Below are 22,929 nucleotides of genomic sequence, written 5' to 3' on the forward strand. Positions count from 1 at the left end.
GGACTACAGCTAACAATAATGACAATGCAGCTGTAGTAGGTTCGGCACTAAATCATACTAACGCTCTAATGGATATAGCACTTATGCCATGCCCCTCTACGGGTTTCTACACAGTAAATCATTTGGGAATGTGGAATATTGTGTGTACCTTTGCAGTCCAATTTGGAGAGTTTAGAAGCAAACCAATAAAGAATATAAGATAATGAAGAAGGGTATTCATCCTGAGAGCTACCGCGAGGTGGTGTTTAAGGACATGTCAAATGAAGAGATTTTCATCACTCGTTCTTGCGTTAACGCACGTGAGGAGATTGAAGTTGATGGTGTTACCTATCCACTAGTAAAGGTGGAGGTTTCAAGTAGTTCACACCCATTCTATACAGGTGTAGCTACCCTCGTGGATACCGCTGGACGTGTGGATAAGTTCCGCAGCCGCTACGGTAACCGTAAGAAGTAATTTCCCTCGGGGAGGTGTCTAGAGCTGGGCTCTAGGGGATATAAGGATTCTAGAATTCATCCTGAGCGTTTTGGGGTGCCCCGCAAGGGGAAAGGTGGACGCTCGGGGTGGATTCTTCGTACCGTATAATGACGTAAAGGAGGGCAATAATCAGGAGATGGAGGAAACGAGCAAGTTTGCAGATACCATTTGTGCTATCGCTACGCCTCATGGCGTAGGAGCACAGAGCACTATCAAACTTTCAGGAAAGGATGCTATTGAGATCGTGGGGCGTCTCTTTCGCCCAGCAAAGAAGGGAGTAACACTCTTCAAAGCGACTCCCTACTCTGCCATATACGGGTGGTTGCATGACCCTACAGATGGTAGTTCTATAGACGACTGTATCGTCCTTATCATGAGAGCCCCCCACTCTTACACTGGCGAGGATCAAGTAGAGATAACCTACCATGGCAACCCTTTTATTTCTAAGCTCGTACTAGATGCACTCATCTCCTTGGGCGCAAGGTTGGCAGATCCAGGAGAGTTTACTCGGCGTGCCCTTGCCAATGGGAAGCTAGACCTCAGCCAGACGGAGGCAGTGGCAGATGTGATTGCTTCGACCAATAGAGCGGCACTACGCCTTTCTATCACACAGATGAAAGGGGTATTCCATAAGAAGATAAGCGAACTGAGGGCGCAGCTAATACGCATTGCCTCGCTCATAGAAGTAGAGTTGGATTTCTCTGAAGAGGATATAGAATTTGTACCTAGAGCGGAGCTTCTGAAAGACTGCCAGAGAATGAAGCAGGAGGTAAAGCGACTAGCAGATAGCTACTCAAAAAGCGAGGTCATAAAGAATGGTATTCCAATTGCCATTGTAGGAGCCACGAATGCGGGTAAGTCCACACTCCTAAATGGTCTACTGAGGGAAGAGAAAGCTATAGTATCTGATATCCACGGCACTACGAGAGATACTATAGAGGATACCCTGTATATTGAAGGGCAGCAATTCAGACTAATTGATACGGCTGGTCTTAGAGAAACTGAAGACACCATTGAGAATATAGGCATTGGAAGAGCACTTCAGAAAGCGGCTTCAGCCGAACTAGCCCTATGGCTTTTGGATGCTACAGACACGGCTGAGCGATGGGATGAGACGCGAGCAGCGCTTAATAGCGAAGTGGAAATAGGGCGCATCCAACCAATTATCAATAAGATAGACATTGCGCAACCAGCGCAAGTAGCCAAGATAAATACTTGGTTGCAAGAGAAAGGATACTCCCACCCCCTAGAAATTTCGGCACACAGCGAAGAAGGGATAGAGGCTGTACAGCAGTATCTACACAACCATTTTAACGACCTTGAGGTAGCCGACAACCAACTCATGGTTATCAATATCCGTCAGGCTACCGTACTTAACAGCGCAGCTGAAGCACTTAGCTCAGTAGAGAATGGCATCCAACTAGGGTTAAGTGGCGACCTCCTTTCCCAAGACCTAAGAGCAGCTACAGCCCACCTAGGCTCTGTTATCGGCGAAGTCACCACTGACGACCTCCTCACCTCCATCTTCGCCAACTTCTGCATCGGCAAGTAAGGACTACTTACCATCCATCACAAACCATCACTAAGGCACTCTATTTGAGTGCCTTTTGTTTTATCCAAGACACTCGTTAGTTATCGATTTTAGTCGTTTTTAAGCCCATTTTTGTACCGCTATTGTACCGCACACCTACTCCACCCACTTTTGTCCGACCGAGGTGCTGGACAAAGTTGAATATGGTTGAATATGGAGTATGATGAGATAACAAAAAAAAGGCGAAATAACGATTAATTATGGCAGGAAGTAAGATACCTATCAAGAAAATCTGTGAGCACTGCGGAGCAGAGTTCACAGCACAGAAAGTCTCCACGAGATTCTATTCTCACACTTGTGCGAGTAGAGCATACGAGGGAAGAATATGTATAACCCATTAAATATTAGAACGAATGAACAACCATACATGTGTTAAAGTAACATTGAGACAGAGAGTTTACCCGAATGGTAAGATTTCACTCTATTTGGACTACTATCCAGGAGTCAGAAATCCCGAAACAATGAAGATGATGCGAAGAGAGTATCTTGGTATCTATATCTTTGAGAAGCCAAAGAACGAACTGGAGCGACAGTTCAACCGAGACATGCTCTACAAAGCAGAAGCCATCCGTGGTATTCGCATGCAGTCGCTCATCAATGAGCAGTTTGACTTCCTCGACCACCACAAGATGAAGAAGGACTTCCTCGCCTACTTCAAAGAGATGTGCAAGAAAAAGGATGAGAAGTGGGACATCGTCTATAAGCACTTCTACAACTTCGTGCAGGGGCGCTGCACTTTTGGCGATATCACTGTGGAGCTCTGCCAAGACTTTAGAGAGTATCTGCTCAATGCCAATAAACTGCAACGCAAGGGCAAAATATCAGTAAACTCAGCTTCGGGGTATTATTCGACCTTTAGAGGGTTGCTGAAGACTGCCTACAGAGACAAGCTCATCAAGGAAAATGTCAATGACTTTTTGGACAAGATTGAACCCCAAGAGGTCAAGAAAGAGTACCTCACTCTTGACGAACTGAAGCGTCTGGCTCAGACTCCGTGTGACCACGAAGTACTTAAGCGAGCTTCACTTTTTGCTTGCCTCACGGGTTTACGCATCAGTGATATACTGAACTTGAAATGGCACCACATAGAGCTGGCTCCAGATGATGGCTATTGCATCCGCATCAAGACCCAAAAGACTGAGACGGAAGCAACCCTCCCTATCAGCTATGAAGCATACGAACTTTGCGGAGAACCAAGCACAGGAAAGGTCTTTAAGGGGTTAGAGCGAAGCATGACCAATTACCCTCTAAAGAGGTGGATTGAGGCAGCTGGTATCACCAAACATATTACCTTTCACTGCTTCCGTCACACCTACGCTGTACTCCAGCTCTCCATGGGAACAGACATCTACACCGTCTCCAAAATGCTGACCCACAAGAATGTCTCCACCACCCAAATCTATGCCGACCTCATCAATGCCAAGAAACGCGAAACCACCCACAAAATCTCCCTAAAGTAAGCATTAAGAAAGCTGCCCATCAAAGCAATTCACAAAGCTAAGTATCTCGCGGTTTAGGATACTTAGCTTTGTGACTAAAAGCCTCCTACCTCCTCCTTTGGTTCCCTGCCAAAGGGAATAGCAAGTATCCCAATAAAAACTTTACAAATTACTAATATTCAAGAGAGTGAGTTTCTAATAACCGTGTGCCCACAATTGGCATAGGTGGCTATTACCTTTGTGATGTAGATAAACGTGGGATATGGCTTCCCCACATTTTGCAAGCCAACAAACAAAAATAACAATTATGTCACAGATGATTGTAAGAAGAAAAGAGATGCTAAGAATTTCTCCGAAGGACTCTAAAAAGTTAGAGTTTTCCACAAATGATGGTAGAACTTGGAATACCCGATTTAGTGGAGCTACCAATGTCGGTGAATTCACAGATCTTACTGATGCAGGAAAGGAAGTACTTGCTCAAACCACTAAAGGCCTTTTCTTCTCGAAGAACGATGGTAGAACTTGGAATAAGAGAAATTGACAAATCTTCAATCATCCCTTTATCCTCTAAGGAATAAAGGGATGATTGAATAATTTATGAGTAAACAGTGAAAGTATTAGTAATGAGTGATACGCATGGAATGCATTGGCGTATGGGAAAGCTCCCAGATGCTGACTTACTGATTCACGCAGGTGATTTCTCTATGATTGGAACAAAGGAGGAAGCCACAGACTTCTTAGAGTGGTTTACCGCCCTATCTCACAAGCATAAAGTGTTTATTTGTGGGAATCATGATGAAGCTCTATTTAATGGGAAGCTAAAGGGATTGCCTTCAAACTGCCACTATCTCAACTATTCAAGTGTTACTATTCATGGGATAAAGGTCTATGGGATTCCCTTTTTTGTAGAGAGACATGATAATAGTGAACCAATGCCTGAACTTGAAACCATCTACGGCACAGATATATTGATTTCCCACCAACCGCCATTTGGAATTCTAGATTACTCAGAACGATATGGACATTACGGAAGTCAGACTCTATTAAATCTAGTAAAGGAGCAAAAGCCGAAATTTCACATCTTCGGGCACATGCACGAAGACTATGGCATAAGAGAAGAGAACGGAACAACCTTTATTAATTGTGCTTTGATGGGAGAGAGTTTTGAAGTATTACCCAAGTCCCCAATTCAAATCGAAGTTTAAAATTATTGGTGTCCGATAAAAAAGTGTACAAATTAATTCGTATACTTCAAAATAATGAGTACTATAACCATGAAGGATAAGCTCACGAGACATTACTATTACAGACAAAGAAAATATGTTTGCTACCATTAAAGACAAAGGACACGATTATCTTAGAAGTTTGTCATTTTCTAAGGCTAAAGATCTTTACGGACATCCTCTTCCCAACGAAGTTTCTGATAGATTGAATTTCGAATTGCACATCATTGAACAACGTGAAGCATCGGACCTATTCCTCTTCTTGCATGAAGTGGTCACTGTAGCACAGACTATACTCGATGTGCATGTAGGTCCCGGACGTGGTACTGCGGCTGGAAGTATGGTAAATTATTGCTTGGGTATCACTAAAATAGACCCATTGAAGTATGATTTGTTATTCGAACGATTCATTAACCCAGAAGGTGCAGCAATCCCATATTTTGCATTGGATTTTGATTCGGAAGGCAGAGACCACGTCATAGATTGGATACAACAAGAGTATGGTAAAGAGTACTATCCACGTAATGGGGAGTTCGACTTCTTGGAAATGGAACCCTTGTCGGTATTAAAGGATACCATACAGAAAATAAAAGAATGCAAGGGCGAAAGCGTAGATATTGAACGGATTCCCATGGATGATACAAAGACATTCGAATTGTTCCAAAATGGGATGACTGATGATATATTCCAGTTCGAAGAGGAAGATATACGCGAACTTCTCATTGATTTCCACCCCATGTGCTTCGAGGATTTAATGGCATTGAATAGCTTATATCGTTCAGGCTCGATCGATAAAATTTCAACCGTCATTCAACGGAAAAACAGCAAGGCTCCTATAGGATACGACGTCCCCGAACTGGAAAAATATCTACACAATACATACGGAGTGATTGTGTACCAAGAGCAAATAATGCTGATTTCACGCTTAGTCTCTAACTTCACAGTTATCGAGAGTGATTTACTAAGGAGGGTGGTAGGTAAAAAATTACTAAAGAGGGTGGTAGGTAAAAAACTAATCGATTTAATTCCTACTTTAAAAGCTCAATTTATCGAAGGAGGGCTCCAAAATGGGTATTCTGAGCAGTCTCTTGAAAAAATTTGGGATGCGATTGAGGGAAACGCTACCTTCGCTTTCAATAAATCACATGCCGTTTGTTACACCTGGATCGCTTACCAAATGGCTTATCTGAAAGCAAACTATCCTGGGGAGTTCAAGGAAGTCATCGAAAAGTATTCTTTCGAATGACCTATACGCCTTACCTATCTACATTAGGCTCTTTAGACAAAACAAAGAATTGCTATTGAAATTATGGCGTATAGATTTAATGTGGTTGGGAGGTGTATTCTAATTGTAAAAATCATATTTACTCCAGTCGAGGTCATCGTATTCACCGGAGTATGTGGTATAACAACTCTCTACAAATAACTCCACACTAAAGTCTCTAACCCAAAGTAGGTCAAAGATAGAGAAATGCATATGCTCCCATAGGTTGTGAAACGCATAAATAAGGTGAAGGTCCTTTGTGTACTCCTCGTCTAATCCTTCATTCCAATTATAGACTTCCTCACCGAGATATAGTACTTGATTACAAGAATGGTATTCTAACCCATCACCCGATGAGCATACCCTAACGCAGTGGGTTACACCATCATCATACAGGGGCTCAAAAGTGGCAAGGCAGCCATTAAGTATATCCCACATCTTTTTGGCTCGCACCGTCTGTACAGGATGTATCCTTGAGTAGTTGTACCCCAAGAAACACTTCCCTATCGCCTCTGTATCAGGGAAAGGACTGCGATATACTGCTTTCTCTCCGAGTGCAATCGTTTGCTTCCACATCTCTTCCAACTGAGTCTTTAAGGCACTATTAAATTCCACCAATAGTTGCCTACTCACTTCATTTAGTTGGAAATCCTCCTCCAGAAAATATTTACGGATGTTGAGCAGTTGCCTTATTGCAAATCCGTTCCTTTCACGCCTATCATTTCTTCTTTCACACTCTTGATATAGCTTAAGGATATTACACTCAATATTCTTGATACGAGGTTGATTGTATAAGCTTCTTACCTCATCTTCAAAGGCGATTCTATCTTCCATTAACATACAATCCATAATTACTACATTAGAATGACTACCGCAAACATAAAGAGGAGCTATGCCAAATATGGACATAGCCCCTCTTGGATGATAAAACTATAAGTTGAGCAGCTGAATTACTCAAACTGATTTGTGGTTTTTGCTATCATATCTTGTAGAAACTCAAGAACGTTTGGGTGGTCATAGCTCCCTTTAGGTGAAAAGTCAACATTGGTTTCATACCGATCGCCATTCCAAGACCATCTTGTTGCATCTATATATTTCTCAAGCGAATGCTTAACTTCATCATTTCTCTTGAAAAATGTGATATTCCAGACATGATTATCCTCTTTGGTCTCATAGAAAATATCGAAGACCAAATTCTCAGATTCATTTTGAACGAACACGCACCCAACATCCCCGCGCCCACCATTCCAAAACGATATTTCCCAGTTGGGGAACAGTTCAGCACTAAACATGTCCAAGTAAGCCCAAAGGTGGCGTGTTTGTGGCCGACAATAAGATGTAGCATACGTGCCTTTCACTAATATCCAGCTACCATCATCATCTTTTTGGATATTCTTGCGTTCGCAATATGACAAAAGATACTCTTTGTGAACAAACTCTGCCCATTCCCCAGATGGATTATAATTATTGATCATATCTTCCAAGGTCTTACCCTGTATCAGCTCATCAAAGAAACTCTTAAAGGCAACTTTATTGTCGTTGATAAGGTCTTTCCAATCACTCCATTCCCACCCAAATGAATAATTAAAATTTCCTCTGAATATCCTAGGGTAATCTTTCAAACCTCTAGTGAGTAAAGCACGCCTTACCTTATCTATACTTCCATCACAATCTCCCTCAAAAGTAGCGTTGAAGCTATTCATATAGTCAATGAACTTATCTACGCAGAACTGTTCACTTTCCATAGACCATTCTATAAGTGGCAATATCTCTCCTGACCAAATGGGATGTTTTTGAGCTTCCCAAAAAGCCTCCTCTATCTTTTCTCTTTCCGAGGGCTTATCCTTCAGAATATTTAGCTTTCTTTTTTCTTCTTCGGATAGAATCGTATCAGACAGCTTTTTATTATCACTGTCATCGACCAATTCTATAATATCCTTCCAGGTCTTTGAAATAGTTATCACATCTCCAACCAGTTCATTAACCGCCTTACCCACATTTTCCACGCGGGATAGATTTCCTACAAAGTGATAAAGTCGCAAGAGATTCCTATCCTCAATTTCGGCTATATTCCACTGCTTACAGTATGCGATTAAGGGCAAAAGCTTGAAACTGCCAATTTGCGAAATGCTTTTTGTTTTACCATTTTGGCCTTTAGAAGGTGACAGATAGTTTTGTGGTAGAAATAACTCATTTTCAGATAAGCGTTTTACAATCTCCCAATATTCATAAATCTCAGAAAAAGTAATCTTCTCAATTGGGAAAGTATATGTTCCTTCCGACAAAATTAGTTTTAACTCTTCTTCCTCAGCATGAAGCATAGTCACCCACCTCAAGAACTCATTAAAGCCCGCTTCCGCTGTATCATTACCGTTCGAACGATGCTGCCAGAACCACGTCTCTATATCTTCCCATTTTTTTGAAACATCCTCTTCATTTCTGTTAGCATGAATAATAAGTGGTTTGAGGTTTTGAGTAGCAGATAATGGCTCACCAGTCGTATTGATGACTACAAATGTTTCCTCTCCGTTTCTTCGGTCTCCCATGTCAACATACATAAAACTCAGCTGTTGAGTTAGCCATTTTCCAAAGGTTTGGATCCATTCTTCATCTTTATCGGCAAGGGTCATCTCCATTATTGAAAGAGCATTGAGCATACTCTGAATGCTCGGATCAAGGTCGTAGTCATGGAAATACCAATCGGCTTTTCTAATATCTTCTACCTTCATTTCTCGTTTATCAATAAAGAACTGACAAACTAAGTCACTGAGAAAGTAGAGCGAACTCTCGCGGATGGCATAGTTCAAGTATGGTTCTTTGTCATCGTTTTCATATTCGAAGTCCGAAATGAGATAACGACGAAAGCCATTAGTCTTCTTGTGTAGCATACCTATGAGAAGATAGAGGGTCGTCAACCGTTGCTGACCGTCGCACAATTGTATATGGCTTTGGGGGATTTCGTAGCCGTAAATTAGCCCTAAGTTTAACTTTGAGATTTCTGATGACGTGAATTGTTCAATCAACGAATCGAGAAACCCACTAACCAATTCTATCTTTTGATCAGTATGCGTTTTATCGCCCCAGCAATAGTCTCGTTGCAGGTCAGGAATAATAATGCGGTAATTACCAGAGAATAGTTCTGAGAGTGTGTAATTCTCACCAGTTACAAAGTTTATTTTATTTTTGAGTTTCATTTGGCTTTAGGTATTTAGAATAGTAATTCTCGAATTCTTTGAGAGTATTGTCTTTATTTTGTTTGATCTCTTTTGCTGTCCACTTGGAGTTGGCGAATTTGTATATCGTATGTAATAAATGTCGGCTCTTGAATAATTCTTTGATCACTTTCCCGTTATCTGGTTTCTTAAAAAACATGTTCTTCTTCTCCTCAAATGAACTGTTACTAAATGCAGAGTTTTCATCAACATAGAGGAGAACCAAGTTGCCGATAGAGTTAGTGCCATCTTCAAATGTACAGATCCCATCATTATCTTTACAGCTCTGAATTTCCTCAGCATCTATAGTCTCAATAGTTTCGTTTAACCCATTTTTGTAGAAATACTTATCTCCCTCATTCGTTTTGTGATACACCTTTGACTGGGGGTATATATGCTCTAAGGAGCGACTACGAACAGTCTCGCTCCAGATAGAAAAGTCAAACTTTCTCCCTGCCCCATTAGCCTGCTTATTGTCTTCATCGATATTCAAACGAAGTAGAAGGCGAAAAGCCTCCTCAGTATTTTCCTCGTAGAGATTATTGCTTTCCAGAGTATGTTTACATTTGTGATACTTTTCTGTTATTGCTTCGATTGCTTCGATTGCTTCGGAATTTGTTTCTGTAATCTCATTGTGAGTTGTGCCAATAAAGGCTAAACTATAGTACCGGCTTAGAGCATCAGGAGAATGTTTATCTCCGGTAAAATACCATTTCACAAACTTATCCCCATCAGCGGAACTTATTACCCTAAGTATTGCCCCCACTTGATTATATACCTTCGGTGTATTAAAAGCATCCTCAAAGCGTTTCTGTAGTCTGCGCAATCCGTCAAAAGTTTCCTTAGCACTTTTGGTATTTGCCAATAATAATTCCTTAAATCCGGAAAAAGAGAGCATCGTATCATTTTGTTTTTTCTGTGCGTTAAAGTAGGTGGGAATTAGTAGTCCCATTACTTTTTCTGTATTAAATAAAGTACGGACATCTTCCCTATTCCACCATTGTAACCACTTATCCCACTCGCGGGCATACCTGCTCCTAAGCATATTATGCTCCCATTCAATGGCAAATTGTTCAGTAATCACCTCCAGTGAAGACTCATTTAATGACGACAAGCGTAGCAACTCAGCCTTTATCAGCTCCTGCGGCTTCATTATGGCTTTATTACCATTCATCATCGTAAAGACTGTAACGGCCTTATCCTCTGGAATGTTAATGTAGAGAAACATTACATTGTCCAAAAGGTATTCCAAAAAGTCATTTCGATCTATATCCTTCTCTTTAATCTTAGTGTTTACTATCCTCAGTGTCTTCTTGAAATAATACTTGTCCTGAAACTCCTCATTTTCTTCTTCCTTGATGTCTGCCAGTAAGTCACCATTTGGTAAATTAGAAAGAAAATCGTCAGACTCTTTTCGCACATCGTATTTTATGACAAAGTTAGGTTTTCCGTCATACCCCAGACTTTTCAGAAGTAGATAGAAGAAGGTGGTGCGTTGCTGTCCGTCAATCAGAATAATATCTGTATTGCTCGTGGAAACTGTAACGCCTTGGATAAATACTTCTTTTTTGCCATCCTCATATCCGCCAATTAATGAATCCATCATGTAGGTCACAGAGTCTTTTCCGCCTCCTTCTCTTTCCTTTCCCCAAATATATCCTCTCTGATAATTGGGAATCACGAAAGATTTTCCCTTATTCAGGTATTCTCTAAGTGAAATTGTTGCTTTCATAATTTCTATATTAGTACTCAATTAAATAATTTCTATTTGCGCTCTTCGTAAAGGTTGTGCATAGAATGAATTCTTTCGGCTATCTCTTGGCGTAGCCTTAGGGGTTGGAGGACTTCCATGTCGTCGCCATTCCAAAGTATTTCTTGTTGGAAGTCGAAGGTGGGGCGGACGTATAGTTCAAAGATACTATACTCATCATTCCGTTCTTTTTCTTGTTGGGAATAATGAAGAGGGAGATCTCGGAGATAATTGGCTTGGCTTGAAGAAACTTTTAGCACTACATGTTCAACTTCAACGTCTGAACCAGCGATGACACCATAGCAACCCTCAAAGAAAGTTTGAGGGTCAAAGTCTCTGGGATACCCAAAAGTATGAGAGGAAAGACGAAAGTCCTCTATTCTATCCAGACTATATATAGTGATAAAGCCTGTCGCCCAAACTTTGCCCACCAAGTACCAACGTTGGCGGAAAAGCTTTACGCATAGCGGCATAAGATAATGCTCGCGACTGTCATCCCGCCAATAATTGTAATAAGTAATGTGGATAAGCCTATCACGCTTCATGGCATCAATGATAGGTTCGAGATACTTCACTCCTGAAGGGATATCCTCTATCAGTATCCTTTCTTTGATGGACTTACTGCTCTGAAGTGAATTACTAATTGAGTAGGTGCTGAGTAGCCACTTCTCAATGCTCCCTTGACGCAGCTCCTCCATGTTACTGATGTAATATCGGTATTGCCCACCCTTTTCACATTCTATAAGGAGTCCAAACGTGTCGAGGATATTATTACGCCACTTATGGAAGGTTCGCTTAAGCATCTCTTCACCATAGCTCAAATCTTCGTTGTCCATCCACTTGCGGTTCAATTCCTCAAAAGAAATCTTTCCTGCCCTGCTGATGGTCTCTACAATCCACACCAACTTATTTGTCTGATTCAGTGCCATACACGTATTATTTACAATTATTTACAAGCCGAAACAAATATACTCAAAAGGCATGTATTCTATGGGCACAGGTATAATGGGGGTATTATTCGAGCTCTAGAGGTTTGTTCAAGAGATCCTAGAGACAGCACATCAAGGATTTACCTTACTGGGTTACGTATCAGTGATATACTGAACTTGAAATGGCACCACATAGAGCTGGCTCCAGATGATGGCTATTGCATCCGCATCAAGACCCAAAAGACTGAGACGGGAGCAACCCTCCCTATCAGCTATGAAGCATACGAACTTTGCGGAGAACCAAGCACAGGAAAGGTCTTTAAGGGGTTAGAGCGAAGCATGACCAATTACCCTCTAAAGAGGTGGATTGAGGCAGCTGGTATCACCAAACATATTACCTTTTACTGCTTCCGTCACACCTACGCAGTACTCCAGCTCTCTATGGGAACAGACATCTACACCGTCTCCAAAATGCTGACCCACAAGAATGTCTCCACCACCCAAATCTATGCCGACCTCATCAACGCCAAGAAACGCGAAACCACCCACAAAATCTCCCTGAAGTAAAGTAAATTCGACAAATCATATCATGGATAACAAAAAAATTAAGTAAGTCATTTTGTCCAAAACAAATGCAAATATCTGACAATACTGACATTATATATTGATGGCATGTATTTTGAAATTAAATAGACAAAGGGATCCGACAACATTTTTTGTTTTACTTCTGGTTGTCTGGCTACTACACCGCCAAAAAGAAGTTGTAGCCAAGAGTAGATTTCACTTGGATGGTTGAAATAATTTGTAATAGGAAAGGAGGAGTATTATGGCTAAAGATTCTAATGGCAAAAAGTACAATAGAATTCCCGAACACGAAAGAAAAGTGAATGGTAAAACCATTACTGTTCGAGAGCATGTTCGAAGTAATAGAACTGATTCTAAGGGTGCTAAGAAAAACTAAAGTGCATCAAATCTTGAAGAGCGAACAATTTTTCGTTTCATTCTCATTGAAGCGACTCACAAAGCTAAGTATCTCACGAGTTGGGATACTTAGCTTTGTGGCTAACGTTCGCCCCCATCATTGCTTCAGTGACCTCATCAATAATGCGTTGAGCGACTTCCTTCTCAAGCATATACTCGTCAGAAGCCTCTGCCAAGTATTCTAAATGGCTTCGCTTGCATTGGAATTAATAAGAAGACTCTAATGCTAACTGAGTGTAGGGTTCATAGCATATGCAGGTGAAATTGATATCTATATTTAATGATAGGTTACACTTTATTCACAACCAGAATAACACTCGAGATTGTGTTAGTTTTTTAGGGCACTTAGAGGAACGACCATGACTCCATCATTTCTCTGATAGCTATAGGTGCCAGTTCCAGTTAAAACCATCAAAAATGAAGGGGCGGGCATCTTATCTGTGTCTATCTTGCTTGCGAGTTTCTTAAGGGTCTCTGCCCCTTTTTCTATCAAAGTATCTCCGCCAAGTTTTATCTCTATAAGTCCATAGTGACCATTTCTAAGATGCAGTACCGCATCGCACTCAAGACCATTTCTATCTCGATAGTGGTACACCTGACCATCAAGTGCATCAGCATAGACTCTCAGGTCTCTTACTGCCATCGTTTCGAAGAGCAACCCAAATGTATTGAGATCCTTAATCAAGTCATTCGGTCCTACCCCTAATGCTGATGTCGCAATAGATGGATCGACAAAGTATCGGGTATCTGAAGTGCGAATAGTCGTTTTGGACCTCAAGTTTGGACTCCATGCAGGCATATCTTCAATCACAAAAATTTGCTTCAATGCAAGTAGATACGAGGAGATGGTCTATTCTGTCATGGTTACCAAGTGGTTGCTTGACAAATCTTGGTAGATAGTAGATATTGGGGCTTGGGTGCCTTGATGCCTTGCATACGAACGAAGTAACCTTTGGGCAAAAACCGCATCACGATTGACCCCATCGACTCTTGAGATATCACTATTGACTACGGCATCTACATAGTTATTAGCCTGAAGTAGTGCGGCCTTTTCTGATAAGTTTAGCGAGCCTGGCCACCCACCCCTACAAAGTAAGTATGCCAATTGTGCCAATGAATGGTCTTTGGCCACTGCTGCTTTCACCTCTTTTCCTTGGAATAGTTCACCCAAGCTCACTGCCCCAGTGGAATCCTCTGACTCCCAAAGGCTCATCGGTCGCATGGTCAGCCAAGCAAACCGCCCTGTTCCTGAGTGGGTTATTTCCGAAGTGTTTGGTGGCACTGCAGACCCAGTAAAGATAAGCTGACCTGGCAATCCTCTCTGGCTTACTTCAAAGCGAGCAGCATCCCATAGTTTTGGGGCTAATTGCCACTCATCAATCAATCTCGGCGTCTCTCCTTGAAATAACATCAATGGCTCCGACTCTGAGAGAATAATATTAGCCTCCCGAGTCCGTGGGTCGTCCATATAAAGGACGCTCTTGGCTTGTTGCTTAGCCGTTGTGGTCTTACCACACCACTTGGGACCTTGTATTAGTACCACTCCTGCCGCTTCTAATTGGTCACTTAGAAGTTGATCTGCTATCCTATTTCTATACATACTATTCACGAATGAAAAACCAAATAATCGCCTTCGCAAATATACACAGACATTTACTGATTAACAAATAGTTACGATAGTTATTCCGTCAAATGACGCATTTCCATTCCGGCAAATATCAGGTTTTCATTCCGGCAAATGACGTATTTTCATTCCGATAAATGGCAGAAACTGTGTCAAGGACAAAGAAAGTTCCCTGAATTTCCCGATAGTTCCCTATACTTCCTCATCTACTGATTGGTCATCAATAGTTATTTATGTTTGCAAAAAAAATGACAGAAATAAGCATGAATAATTACAAACAAGAACAACATATCCTATTTTTGACCATTATGGGGGTCAGCCTATTACTCAGTGCCTATGCAAGGCATCAAGTGCTAATATGTGGTGCTGATCGTTTTACCTCGATAATTACCTTTATCTTTAGCCTACTGATACTGTATGCTGGCTTTTTATTGATTCGTAGCTTGCTCTATGAGGTCATACAACTATTTCTAAAGCCACGACAAGAGACCGTGCCCCAAGCACCTTCTCTTGTCGCAGAAGTAGTGTCGGAAGACACGGAGCCAGTCAAGCCTTCTTCCGAGTCCTCCTTTAACTATTCTGAGTACAAAAAGAATACACTTGAACTTCGTCTCCAGGAAGAGCAAGAGAGAGTTAATGCTATTATCATCTACTCTCAGAAAACATTAACTCCCTATATTTCAGAAGCAGAGCTCAAAACGCTATGTGAGGAGCTACGGCTATTTCTCACTTCACGATGGAATCAAGATGAAGCACTATCCGTCACTATCTCCTCTGAGCTAAAGACAATCGACCTAATGCACTTCGGGTGGAATATCGCCCAACCATTCAAAATACCACGAAAGGAGACTGCCCTTTTTCTCAAAAAGACATTCCCAAAAGCGTTATATGATGTTGAAGTCGGCACCATACAACGCAAACTAACCAATTCAGAAAGCAAAAACCTGATCCCTCTTCAAGAAAATATCATCAATGAAAAGCACTTCAGCCCTTCTGAAAGTTATCCATAAGTTACTTGGTGGTGGGCTTGGTTACCATTAGAACACCCATTTCCTTTGCTTGCAAATAATTAACAACGCGGGGTAACTCGCACAAATTATTAGTAAGTATATGGAAAAGAAGATTTCATTTGACGAGCTACCGAAAGCGGTAAGCGAACTGACCGAGCAGGTCTCAACTCTTACGGAGATGGTCTCCGCACTGCAATCATCTAAGCCAAGTGAAAAGACACTTATCGGTATGGATGAGGCGTGCGAAGTCCTTCAAAAAGCCAAACCTACCATTTATGCCCTTGTTCGTAAGGGGGCTATCCCTTCTTACAAGAGAGGAAAGAAGCTCTATTTCTACAAAGAGGAGCTGATTCAGTGGATTGAGAGCGGACGAAAAGCAGTTTCACAGCCCATTTCATCAGAAGAAATGTTAGCTATGATGCGGGCTAATGTCCGTAATAAGCCTAAATCAATCAAGTAATGATGGGGCATGGAAGAACAGACCATCATACCAGAGTTCCTCCTTGACAAGGCTAAAGAGTTGGGGCTATCATTCTCTGACTCCTCTTTTCCCGTAGAGATCTTCCCTGCAAAGATTGAGAAAATCATTGCCGAAGTACACAAGTGTCAAGGCTTCCCAATTGACTACATCGCTTCCGCTATGCTGGTAGCAATTGCCGTTGGCATTGGGAATACTCATCTTGCCCAGCTCAAAAGGGGCTGGCAAGAGAGTCCTATACTCTACATGGCTTTGGTAGGAAGACCTGGAACGAATAAGAGCCATCCACTCAGTTTTGCGATGCAACCATTTTTGGAGCTTGACTACAAGGCAAACAAAGCCTATGACCTTGCTTACGCAGAGTATGAAAAGGTGATGCAAATGTCTCGTAAGGAAAGGACTGATAGTGGTATCACAGAACAACCCGAAGAGCCTATTCGCAAGAGATTTCTGGTCTCAGACATCGCTCCCGAAGGACTAAGTCTGATACATGCACAAAATAAGAGAGGACTTTGCCTCTGGGTAGATGAGTTATCCACGTGATTTAAGAACTTCAATCGCTACAATAGTGGTTCTGAAGAGCAGTTCTGGCTCTCTGTATTCAGTGCTAAAGCGACCATTAATGACCGCAAAGGCAGCCGAAACTCAATCTTTATCAAGAGACCTTATATCTCTGTCGTCGGAACAATTCAGAAGAATATTCTTGGTGAGTTAGCCAAAGGCGAACGCTCCAATAATGGGTTCATAGATCGCATCCTTTTTGTCATGCCCAACATCCAGCTGAAAGCACGATGGAGTAGAAATGAACTGCCAGAGAATACGGAACAGGAGTGGTCGGACATTATCCGCACCCTTGTTGAGATTGATTGTCCATTAGATAGTGAAGGGGAAGTTACTCCACATATTGTCCCATTCTCCTTCGAAGCAAAAAGCAGGCTCCTATGCATGGCAAGAAGAGCACGCCCGAATATGCGATACTGAAGCGAATGAAACACTTGTGGGAATCTATTGTAAGCTTGAAATCTACATCATCCGCTTTTGTCTCATCATACAGCTTGCCAGATGGAGCTGTCAGGAGGCGGACAAACAAAGCATAGATGCAACTTCTGTAGAAAGAGCTATTGCACTCACAGAATACTTTCGTTCAATGGCTCAGCAAGTGCAGGTGGTCATGGAGTGCAATCAGCTCAATCAGCAACAGCGACAACTACTGATTGAACTACCATCAAGATTTCATACAGCCGAAGCCTTACAGATTGGTGATCGTCTGGGCTTTAAAGAAAGAGCCATAAAGGACTTTCTCAGCCGAAATATCGGCACCCTTTTCACCAAAGAGAGACACGGACTGTACAAGAAAATAAATGTATAACCCGCGCACTTTCCACATTATCCGCATTTCGGGAGTTGAAAGTGTGCAAAGTGTGGATAGTGCGAGATAATTCAGAATAAAATGAGTGACTATAGATTTATGCTTGAACCCTACAAAGGGAGCAACACAAGACATACTTGCCCTGCTTGCGAACGCCCAAAGTGCTTTGCTCGATATATTGACACAGAGGGCAAGATTCAATTTCCTAACCATGTGGGGCGATGCGACCACGAACATAGTTGCAGCTACCACTACACACCTAAGGAATACTTCGCAGACAATCCAGAAGAGAAGAAAGGGCTTTTCAACTCTGACGCCTACCGCTTGATTAAAAGCACCAAAGCAATAACACCTCCCTCCTATATCGACCGAGACCTGATGGAGCAGAGCCTACAGAGTTATGAGCAAAACAATCTTTACATCTTCTTGGCTCATCAATTGGGAACTGAAAGGGCAACGAACCTAATGCGACTCTATCACATTGGGACTTCAAAGCACTGGGATGGGGCGACTATATTTTGGCAAATTGATACGCATAATCAAATCCGAACAGGTAAAGTCATGCTCTACAATCCAAAAACTGGTAAGCGGGTAAAGACCCCATTCAATCATGTCACTTGGGTACACAGTCTGCTACGCATCCCACACTTCAATCTGAGACAATGTTTCTTTGGGGAGCATCTTCTCTCTAAAGAAAAGCAGAAGCCCATCGCAATAGTGGAAAGTGAGAAGACTGCTCTGATTGCTTCTTTTTACCTACCTCAATATCTCTGGATTGCTACGGGAGGCAAGAATGGATGTTTTAGGGCTGATACACTTACTCCGCTTATGAAAAGACAGATAGTTCTTTTCCCCGATCTCGGTGCAACCGACTATTGGCAAGAGAAAATGACCATGATGAGAAAGATTGGCTTTGAGGTTCGTCTCTTTGATTATTTGGAGAAAACCGCTTCCGCAAAAGACCTCAAAGCGGGGTATGACATCGCTGATTATCTACTCCAAATCGAACCCAAAATAGAGCCTCTTAACAACCTAACACTCACTAAAGAGGTTGAAAATCTCTATCAAAAGGGCGGAAAAGAATCTCTTGAGGCAAAGCCTACCCCACGTAAGAGGGGCTTCAAATTGTAGGGTAGCAAGTTTGTGTTTTGGCATACCCAAAACCTCACTTGCCACCCCCAAGGCGGAGCCAATTTAATCCCGATGGTCTCCATTTAGATAAGCAGAAAAAGGACTTGCCTATCGGAGAGATTCACGTTCGAACTAAAAGTTGTTCGAGATCGAACTCAGAGTAATTTCTGTTCGAATCAAAATTTTAACACAACGACAATTGAAAAGAATATGACTAAAAATAGAGGAGGGCGACCAACGAAACAACCCTCAGAGAAAAGGAGATATCCAGTTCAGTTGAAACTGAATACGATTGAGTACTACACCTTGAAGCGGAGAGCAGCCGAAGCAGGGGTGAATCGGAATGAGTTCTTACGCATGCTGATTGCCGATGCTAAGATTCAGGCACGCATCACGCCCGAACAGATGCACGAGATTCGCCAACTGACAGGGATGGCAAATAATATCAATCAGATAGCTCGTAGTCTGAATACTTATGGGATAAGGGTTCTTCCTGAAGAACTGGAAAGGCTGAGAGAACTAATTACCCAACACCTTAAGGAGTTAAAGCCATGATTGCGAAGATAATTAAGGGGACTTCCTTTTCGGGAGTTGTTCGTTATATCCTCAGTAAACCTGAGGGCGAAGCCGTGATTCTGAAAGGTGAAGGGGTAAGAGAAAGCATTGCATCCGACATTGCCCAAGACTTTGATCTGCAAGCATCAATGAATAGCCGAGTGAGGAAGCGGGTATGCCACATCATACTCAGCTTTTCTCCAGAGGATGCGGATAAACTTAGCAATGCCCTGATGACACAGATAGCTGAAGAGTACCTCAAGCGGATGGACGTGCGAGACACGCAGTACCTGATGGTTCGCCACTACAATCGTGAGCATCCGCACCTACACATCTGCTTCAATCGTATTGATAACTACGGCAAAACCATTAATGACCGCAATGAGAAGTACCGCTCCACACGCATTTGCAAGGATCTGACGGAGGAGTTTGGGCTGACCTTTGGCAAAGGAAAAGAGCTGGTTAAGCGACAGCAGCTCAAAGGCAATGACAAAGTCAGATATGAGATTTATGATGCCATAATGCACGCTCTTCGTGGAGCCAAAGACTGGAGGAGTTTTATAGCCACCCTGAGTAAACATGGAGTTACAACCCACTTCAAGCACAAGGGGAAGACCGATCTGATAGAGGGAGTGCTCTTTGAGAAGGACGGTGTCACCTTTAGTGGTTCGAAGATTGACCGCTCATGCAGCTACTCAAAGCTCAATCAGCACTTCAAACAGATAGTAGCACAGCAAGCAGAGCAACCGAAGGAAACGGAAAACTATTCGGAATCAGCAACAGTGGATTTATTTCCAACCACCTACACTACTTCAGATGAAATAGCAGAAGCCATTTGGCAACGAAAACTAAGATATCAAGCAAACAAAAAGAAAAAAGGAAGAAAGTTATGAATGATGAATTTAGAACATTACTTGACCTACTCGAGGAGGTCAAGCAACAGAACAAGGAAATCAAGACTTCCGTCGCAAATCTTGAGGGCAGACCCAATGGAACATCCACAGAAGTATTTGAACAGGAACTTCAAGCCTTGACCAAAACCTTACAATTGGTCTTAGACGACCACATCAAGTGGAAAAAGGAGCTTACGAAGGTTGCAATTGTATTGGGAAAACGCATCGCAGAAATCAAAAATGGGTTTGCGAATAGCACCAAGGCAAGCAACGAAGTGGTTGCTAAGTTAGAGGAAACTCAAAGCACTCAAACTCCGTCAATTACCAAGAAGTACTTCTTACTTGATGCTAAGCGGTGGATTCAGTGGGCTATCTGGGGAATACTTGTCCTTCTAGTTACTGGCTTTTTCAGTTGGAATATCCACTTGCATAAGACTAACCAAAGTCTCAAGGACTACGCCCTTCGATACCGAATACTCAGAATGGAGCACTCTGTGAGCAATGACTCTTTTGCACTGTTGGATAGTATCTTTGTCACCCACCGATCAGAAGTCCAAATAAATCAACTCAAAGAGCGAGTCATCAACTACGAAATGGCTATCCAAAGGCAAGCCGAACTACTCTACCGACAGCAACAACTCTCTGCCGAACAAGAGAAAGTCCAACAGCAACTAAACCAATAACAATAGAGCGGCCTGATTTCTCAGGTCGTTCCGTTTTTCATTGGTTAATGTAACTAATCACCCGTCTCCTGAGTATTAACTAACCAATAGCCACTACGACGGCCTCCTTTACGCTCCAATACACCCTTTTCAGAGAGTTTGACGGTTTTCGTTTTCACAGTGCGCTCCGACTTACCGATATGAATCGCCATCTCTTTCTGCGTCGCTTTTGGTCTTCCTTTGATAAAGTCGAGCAGTGTAATCTTCTCCAAAGTGCAAGAGGTGTGTCAAAATCTAGTTTTGTGCACCCTCTATTTCCAATAGTATCGTCAGATAATTCTTACACACTCACGACAAAAAGCATCTTCATTTATTAGCAATTGAAGAACTCTTCTGAAGTTACTCATTTCGTTATCCTCCGCAAGTTTCTGTTGGTTACTCTTTCCAATGTGGCCAATCCTGAAATACATATCAATTGCTTTATCTATACCACTAAGTATTGTTGGCATATCATAGATTTCTAAAATATCATCTTCTTCTTTGGCAACAAAATGTATAGGATAGTGTCTATGCCCTGTGGTCATTTTTGCCTCATGAAGTCCCTGTTTTCTATAGAATAGCATGGCACTTTTCTTAATATCGGCATCTAGAGTTTCAGGTATCTTAATGTAGAGGGTACCCCCTTTATACTTCCTATCTTCTAATTCTAATTCTAAGTTAGGAGTGTTGTTCATAATCCATTCGGCTGCCAATTTAACAAATCCTTCAAAATAGGAAATTGCAATCACTGTCGAAGGAAGAAGTCCTAGATGTCCCAAATGCAGATTCTCATCAATTTGTTTCTTCAGCTTTTCCAATCCTCTTTCCAAAGAATTTGTCGCCATCTTTTCTCCCTGCTCATTTTTCTCTACTTCGTAGCGTGTTTGTGTGATACCCAACATATCTGTTGGGATTTTAACTGCGTTTTCAGCAATAACAAACGCACGGTCTAGCCCCACTCTTCCAAGAAAAAGACCATATTCAAAGAGGATATTGTCTCGTGGTGTTTCAAAGTTTTTATCTCGCACAATAGCCTCATCATCTGCAGAGAAAACCATAAATCCGAAATCAAACAAACTTGCAGATTTGACAAGAGTTTCCAGAAAGGACTCATTATTTCTGAATACATCATCCGTCCAAAGAAAACACTCATAATCTGGAGAGAAATACCTCTTAATTCGTTCAGCAACTTTTAGTCCCTCCATAGAAGAACCAATAAAGACTCTTGGTTTCATACTTTCTCCAGATCAGTTTTAATCTTATACACTTCATCCTTTAGCTTCTTTAATGCTTCTACTTTTTCAGGCTTCCCTTGGAAAACATATTCATCGCCAACAACAGATTTTAGCAGTCCTTCCTGATGGTCGTACCATAAATTGAACATCGTAGACCACAAAATATGAACCAGACCTTTATAATCGAGATAGATATAGTCACGTACAGGAATTGAATAGCATATAGCATTTATATCAAAGCTTGTCAATGGAATTTCCTGTTCCGAATCAGTTCTTACATTTTTCAAGAAACGAATCATTCGCTTTAGGCGTCCATTGGTATCTGCACTTCTTGAATTAATCTTTGAGATACTCAAAAATGGATAATCTGGTCCTTCCGCATATCCTTTATCTTTATTGTATATCTTAATTCCTAGTTCTTCTTTAGGCATATCATGTAAAACATAATCCAAGGATTGAAACCAAGACGCAGTAACAATATCAACATCCCTATGTAGATGTTTATTCCTAATTTTTACTGCTTTAGCATGCGTTGTATCACACATATCATAGGTTTGCCTCATTATTCTTTCAATATCAGCCCTAAGATTAGCTAAATCACTGAAACTATCCCCTTGATATAAAGAAAAGGACTGGACATATTTCTCTAGGAGGTATCGTTCTTGTAGTGTGTAATATCTAGATGGACTTTTTATCTCGCCTCTAACCTTAGTTATTTCTGTACCTTGGAATTTATCACAAAGCACTAAGAGGTCTATATCACTAGCTCCCCTGATATGAGTATCTGTCATTACTGAGCCTTGGTATTCAAAAGACACATTACATAACTCCCCTTTCAAATGATTCTTTGCTGCTTCCCCAGCCTCCTTTGTCTTTCGAGTATAATTCTCATCGACTGCACACATTGCTTTCTTTACATACTGAACTACGTCTCTGTCTGTAGATTGCAAACCACTATTACTAAAGTGTCTAGTCTCAAAAAGAGTAACTCTTTCAGGGTTGTACCTATTTGAGAGAGTTACAAGTTTACTTTTATAATCCATATTAAAAACTGGTTATTTAAATTATC

Annotated in this window: 20 protein-coding genes and 3 pseudogenes; 15 read left to right on the top strand and 8 right to left on the bottom strand. The window is 41.6% G+C overall.

The window, feature by feature from the left end; translation table 11 throughout:
• The first annotated feature begins 202 nt into the window (after window positions 1–202).
• From IX315_RS02990 to IX315_RS03015, 6 genes are all read left to right on the top strand, one after another.
• Window positions 203–454 (top strand): type B 50S ribosomal protein L31, encoded by a 252-nt coding sequence (locus IX315_RS02990; protein WP_018359160.1) that lies wholly within the window; start codon window positions 203–205, stop codon window positions 452–454.
• A gap of 94 nt (window positions 455–548) precedes the next feature.
• Window positions 549–2,027, top strand: a complete 1,479-nt coding sequence (gene mnmE / locus IX315_RS02995; protein WP_211638141.1) for a tRNA uridine-5-carboxymethylaminomethyl(34) synthesis GTPase MnmE — start codon at window positions 549–551, stop codon at window positions 2,025–2,027.
• 392 nt (window positions 2,028–2,419) lie between these two features.
• Entirely contained in the window at window positions 2,420–3,526 is a 1,107-nt protein-coding gene (locus IX315_RS03000; protein ID WP_211640991.1) for a site-specific integrase, read from the top strand.
• A 286-nt stretch (window positions 3,527–3,812) separates the two neighbouring features.
• Complete coding sequence (locus tag IX315_RS03005) at window positions 3,813–4,046, top strand: beta propeller repeat protein (protein WP_211837138.1); 234 nt, start codon at window positions 3,813–3,815, stop codon at window positions 4,044–4,046.
• 82 nt (window positions 4,047–4,128) lie between these two features.
• Entirely contained in the window at window positions 4,129–4,710 is a 582-nt protein-coding gene (locus IX315_RS03010; RefSeq protein WP_280527308.1) for a metallophosphatase domain-containing protein, read from the top strand.
• Window positions 4,711–4,825: 115 nt separating this feature from the next.
• Entirely contained in the window at window positions 4,826–5,974 is a 1,149-nt protein-coding gene (locus tag IX315_RS03015; RefSeq protein WP_211837140.1) for a DNA polymerase III subunit alpha, read from the top strand.
• 99 nt (window positions 5,975–6,073) lie between these two features.
• Here the strand turns inward: IX315_RS03015 and IX315_RS09715 are convergent, their stop codons facing one another.
• From IX315_RS09715 to IX315_RS03035, 4 genes are all read right to left on the bottom strand, one after another.
• Window positions 6,074–6,826, bottom strand: a complete 753-nt coding sequence (locus tag IX315_RS09715; protein WP_244973073.1) for a hypothetical protein — start codon at window positions 6,824–6,826, stop codon at window positions 6,074–6,076.
• A gap of 116 nt (window positions 6,827–6,942) precedes the next feature.
• Entirely contained in the window at window positions 6,943–9,186 is a 2,244-nt protein-coding gene (locus IX315_RS03025; protein ID WP_211837141.1) for a DUF262 domain-containing protein, read from the bottom strand.
• Window positions 9,170–10,936, bottom strand: coding sequence for a DUF262 domain-containing protein (locus IX315_RS03030; RefSeq protein ID WP_211837142.1), 1,767 nt, complete (start codon window positions 10,934–10,936; stop codon window positions 9,170–9,172). Before IX315_RS03030 ends, IX315_RS03025 begins: the two co-directional genes overlap by 17 nt.
• 32 nt (window positions 10,937–10,968) lie before the next feature.
• Window positions 10,969–11,883 carry a helix-turn-helix transcriptional regulator gene (locus IX315_RS03035; protein ID WP_211837143.1) on the bottom strand — a complete coding sequence of 305 codons (915 nt, stop codon included), beginning with the start codon at window positions 11,881–11,883 and terminating at the stop codon, window positions 10,969–10,971.
• Between the two features lie 144 nt (window positions 11,884–12,027).
• On the opposite strand from IX315_RS03035, the pseudogene IX315_RS03040 reads away from it, so the two are divergent.
• Window positions 12,028–12,450 (top strand): annotated as a pseudogene (locus IX315_RS03040) (site-specific integrase); the annotation flags it as partial.
• A 320-nt stretch (window positions 12,451–12,770) separates the two neighbouring features.
• A complete protein-coding gene (locus tag IX315_RS03045; protein WP_211837144.1) occupies window positions 12,771–13,049 on the top strand; it encodes a hypothetical protein in 279 nt (92 codons plus the stop codon).
• Between the two features lie 143 nt (window positions 13,050–13,192).
• Here the strand turns inward: IX315_RS03045 and IX315_RS03050 are convergent.
• Window positions 13,193–14,464, bottom strand: a pseudogene (locus IX315_RS03050) (ATP-binding protein).
• A 287-nt stretch (window positions 14,465–14,751) separates the two neighbouring features.
• Between IX315_RS03050 and IX315_RS03055 the strand changes: the two are divergent.
• From IX315_RS03055 to IX315_RS03085, 7 genes and pseudogenes are all read left to right on the top strand, one after another.
• Entirely contained in the window at window positions 14,752–15,498 is a 747-nt protein-coding gene (locus tag IX315_RS03055; RefSeq protein ID WP_211832269.1) for a mobilization protein, read from the top strand.
• Between the two features lie 100 nt (window positions 15,499–15,598).
• On the top strand, window positions 15,599–15,958 hold the full coding sequence (locus tag IX315_RS03060) for a helix-turn-helix domain-containing protein (RefSeq protein WP_211638145.1): 360 nt from the start codon (window positions 15,599–15,601) through the stop codon (window positions 15,956–15,958).
• Window positions 15,959–15,967: 9 nt separating this feature from the next.
• A pseudogene (locus IX315_RS03065) lies at window positions 15,968–17,345 on the top strand (DUF3987 domain-containing protein).
• An 81-nt stretch (window positions 17,346–17,426) separates the two neighbouring features.
• Window positions 17,427–18,476: a DUF6371 domain-containing protein gene (locus IX315_RS03070; RefSeq protein WP_211837145.1), complete on the top strand. Its 1,050-nt coding sequence runs from the start codon at window positions 17,427–17,429 to the stop codon at window positions 18,474–18,476.
• A 210-nt stretch (window positions 18,477–18,686) separates the two neighbouring features.
• A complete protein-coding gene (locus IX315_RS03075) occupies window positions 18,687–19,031 on the top strand; it encodes a MobC family plasmid mobilization relaxosome protein (RefSeq protein ID WP_018358007.1) in 345 nt (114 codons plus the stop codon).
• Window positions 19,028–19,924 carry a relaxase/mobilization nuclease domain-containing protein gene (locus IX315_RS03080; RefSeq protein WP_018358008.1) on the top strand — a complete coding sequence of 299 codons (897 nt, stop codon included), beginning with the start codon at window positions 19,028–19,030 and terminating at the stop codon, window positions 19,922–19,924. Before IX315_RS03075 ends, IX315_RS03080 begins: the two co-directional genes overlap by 4 nt.
• The gene (locus tag IX315_RS03085) at window positions 19,921–20,607 is read left to right on the top strand and encodes a hypothetical protein (protein ID WP_211640999.1); all 687 of its coding nucleotides are present in this window, start codon (window positions 19,921–19,923) and stop codon (window positions 20,605–20,607) included. The genes IX315_RS03080 and IX315_RS03085 overlap by 4 nt, the downstream gene beginning before the upstream one ends.
• Window positions 20,608–20,660: 53 nt before the next feature.
• Here IX315_RS03085 and IX315_RS03090 read toward each other — a convergent pair whose 3' ends face one another.
• The 3 genes from IX315_RS03090 to IX315_RS03100 are packed head-to-tail and all read right to left on the bottom strand — an operon-like array spanning window position 20,661 to window position 22,903.
• Window positions 20,661–20,858, bottom strand: coding sequence for a LexA family transcriptional regulator (locus tag IX315_RS03090; RefSeq protein WP_211635410.1), 198 nt, complete (start codon window positions 20,856–20,858; stop codon window positions 20,661–20,663).
• 57 nt (window positions 20,859–20,915) lie between these two features.
• Window positions 20,916–21,860, bottom strand: coding sequence for a CBASS system CD-NTase-associated NAD(+) hydrolase Cap12 (cap12, locus tag IX315_RS03095; protein ID WP_211635408.1), 945 nt, complete (start codon window positions 21,858–21,860; stop codon window positions 20,916–20,918).
• On the bottom strand, window positions 21,857–22,903 hold the full coding sequence (locus IX315_RS03100; RefSeq protein WP_211635406.1) for a nucleotidyltransferase-like protein: 1,047 nt from the start codon (window positions 22,901–22,903) through the stop codon (window positions 21,857–21,859). The genes cap12 and IX315_RS03100 overlap by 4 nt, the downstream gene beginning before the upstream one ends.
• Window positions 22,904–22,929 lie beyond the last annotated feature (26 nt).

This window comes from Porphyromonas levii, assembly GCF_018206105.1.
GTDB classification, from domain to species: domain Bacteria; phylum Bacteroidota; class Bacteroidia; order Bacteroidales; family Porphyromonadaceae; genus Porphyromonas_A; species Porphyromonas_A levii.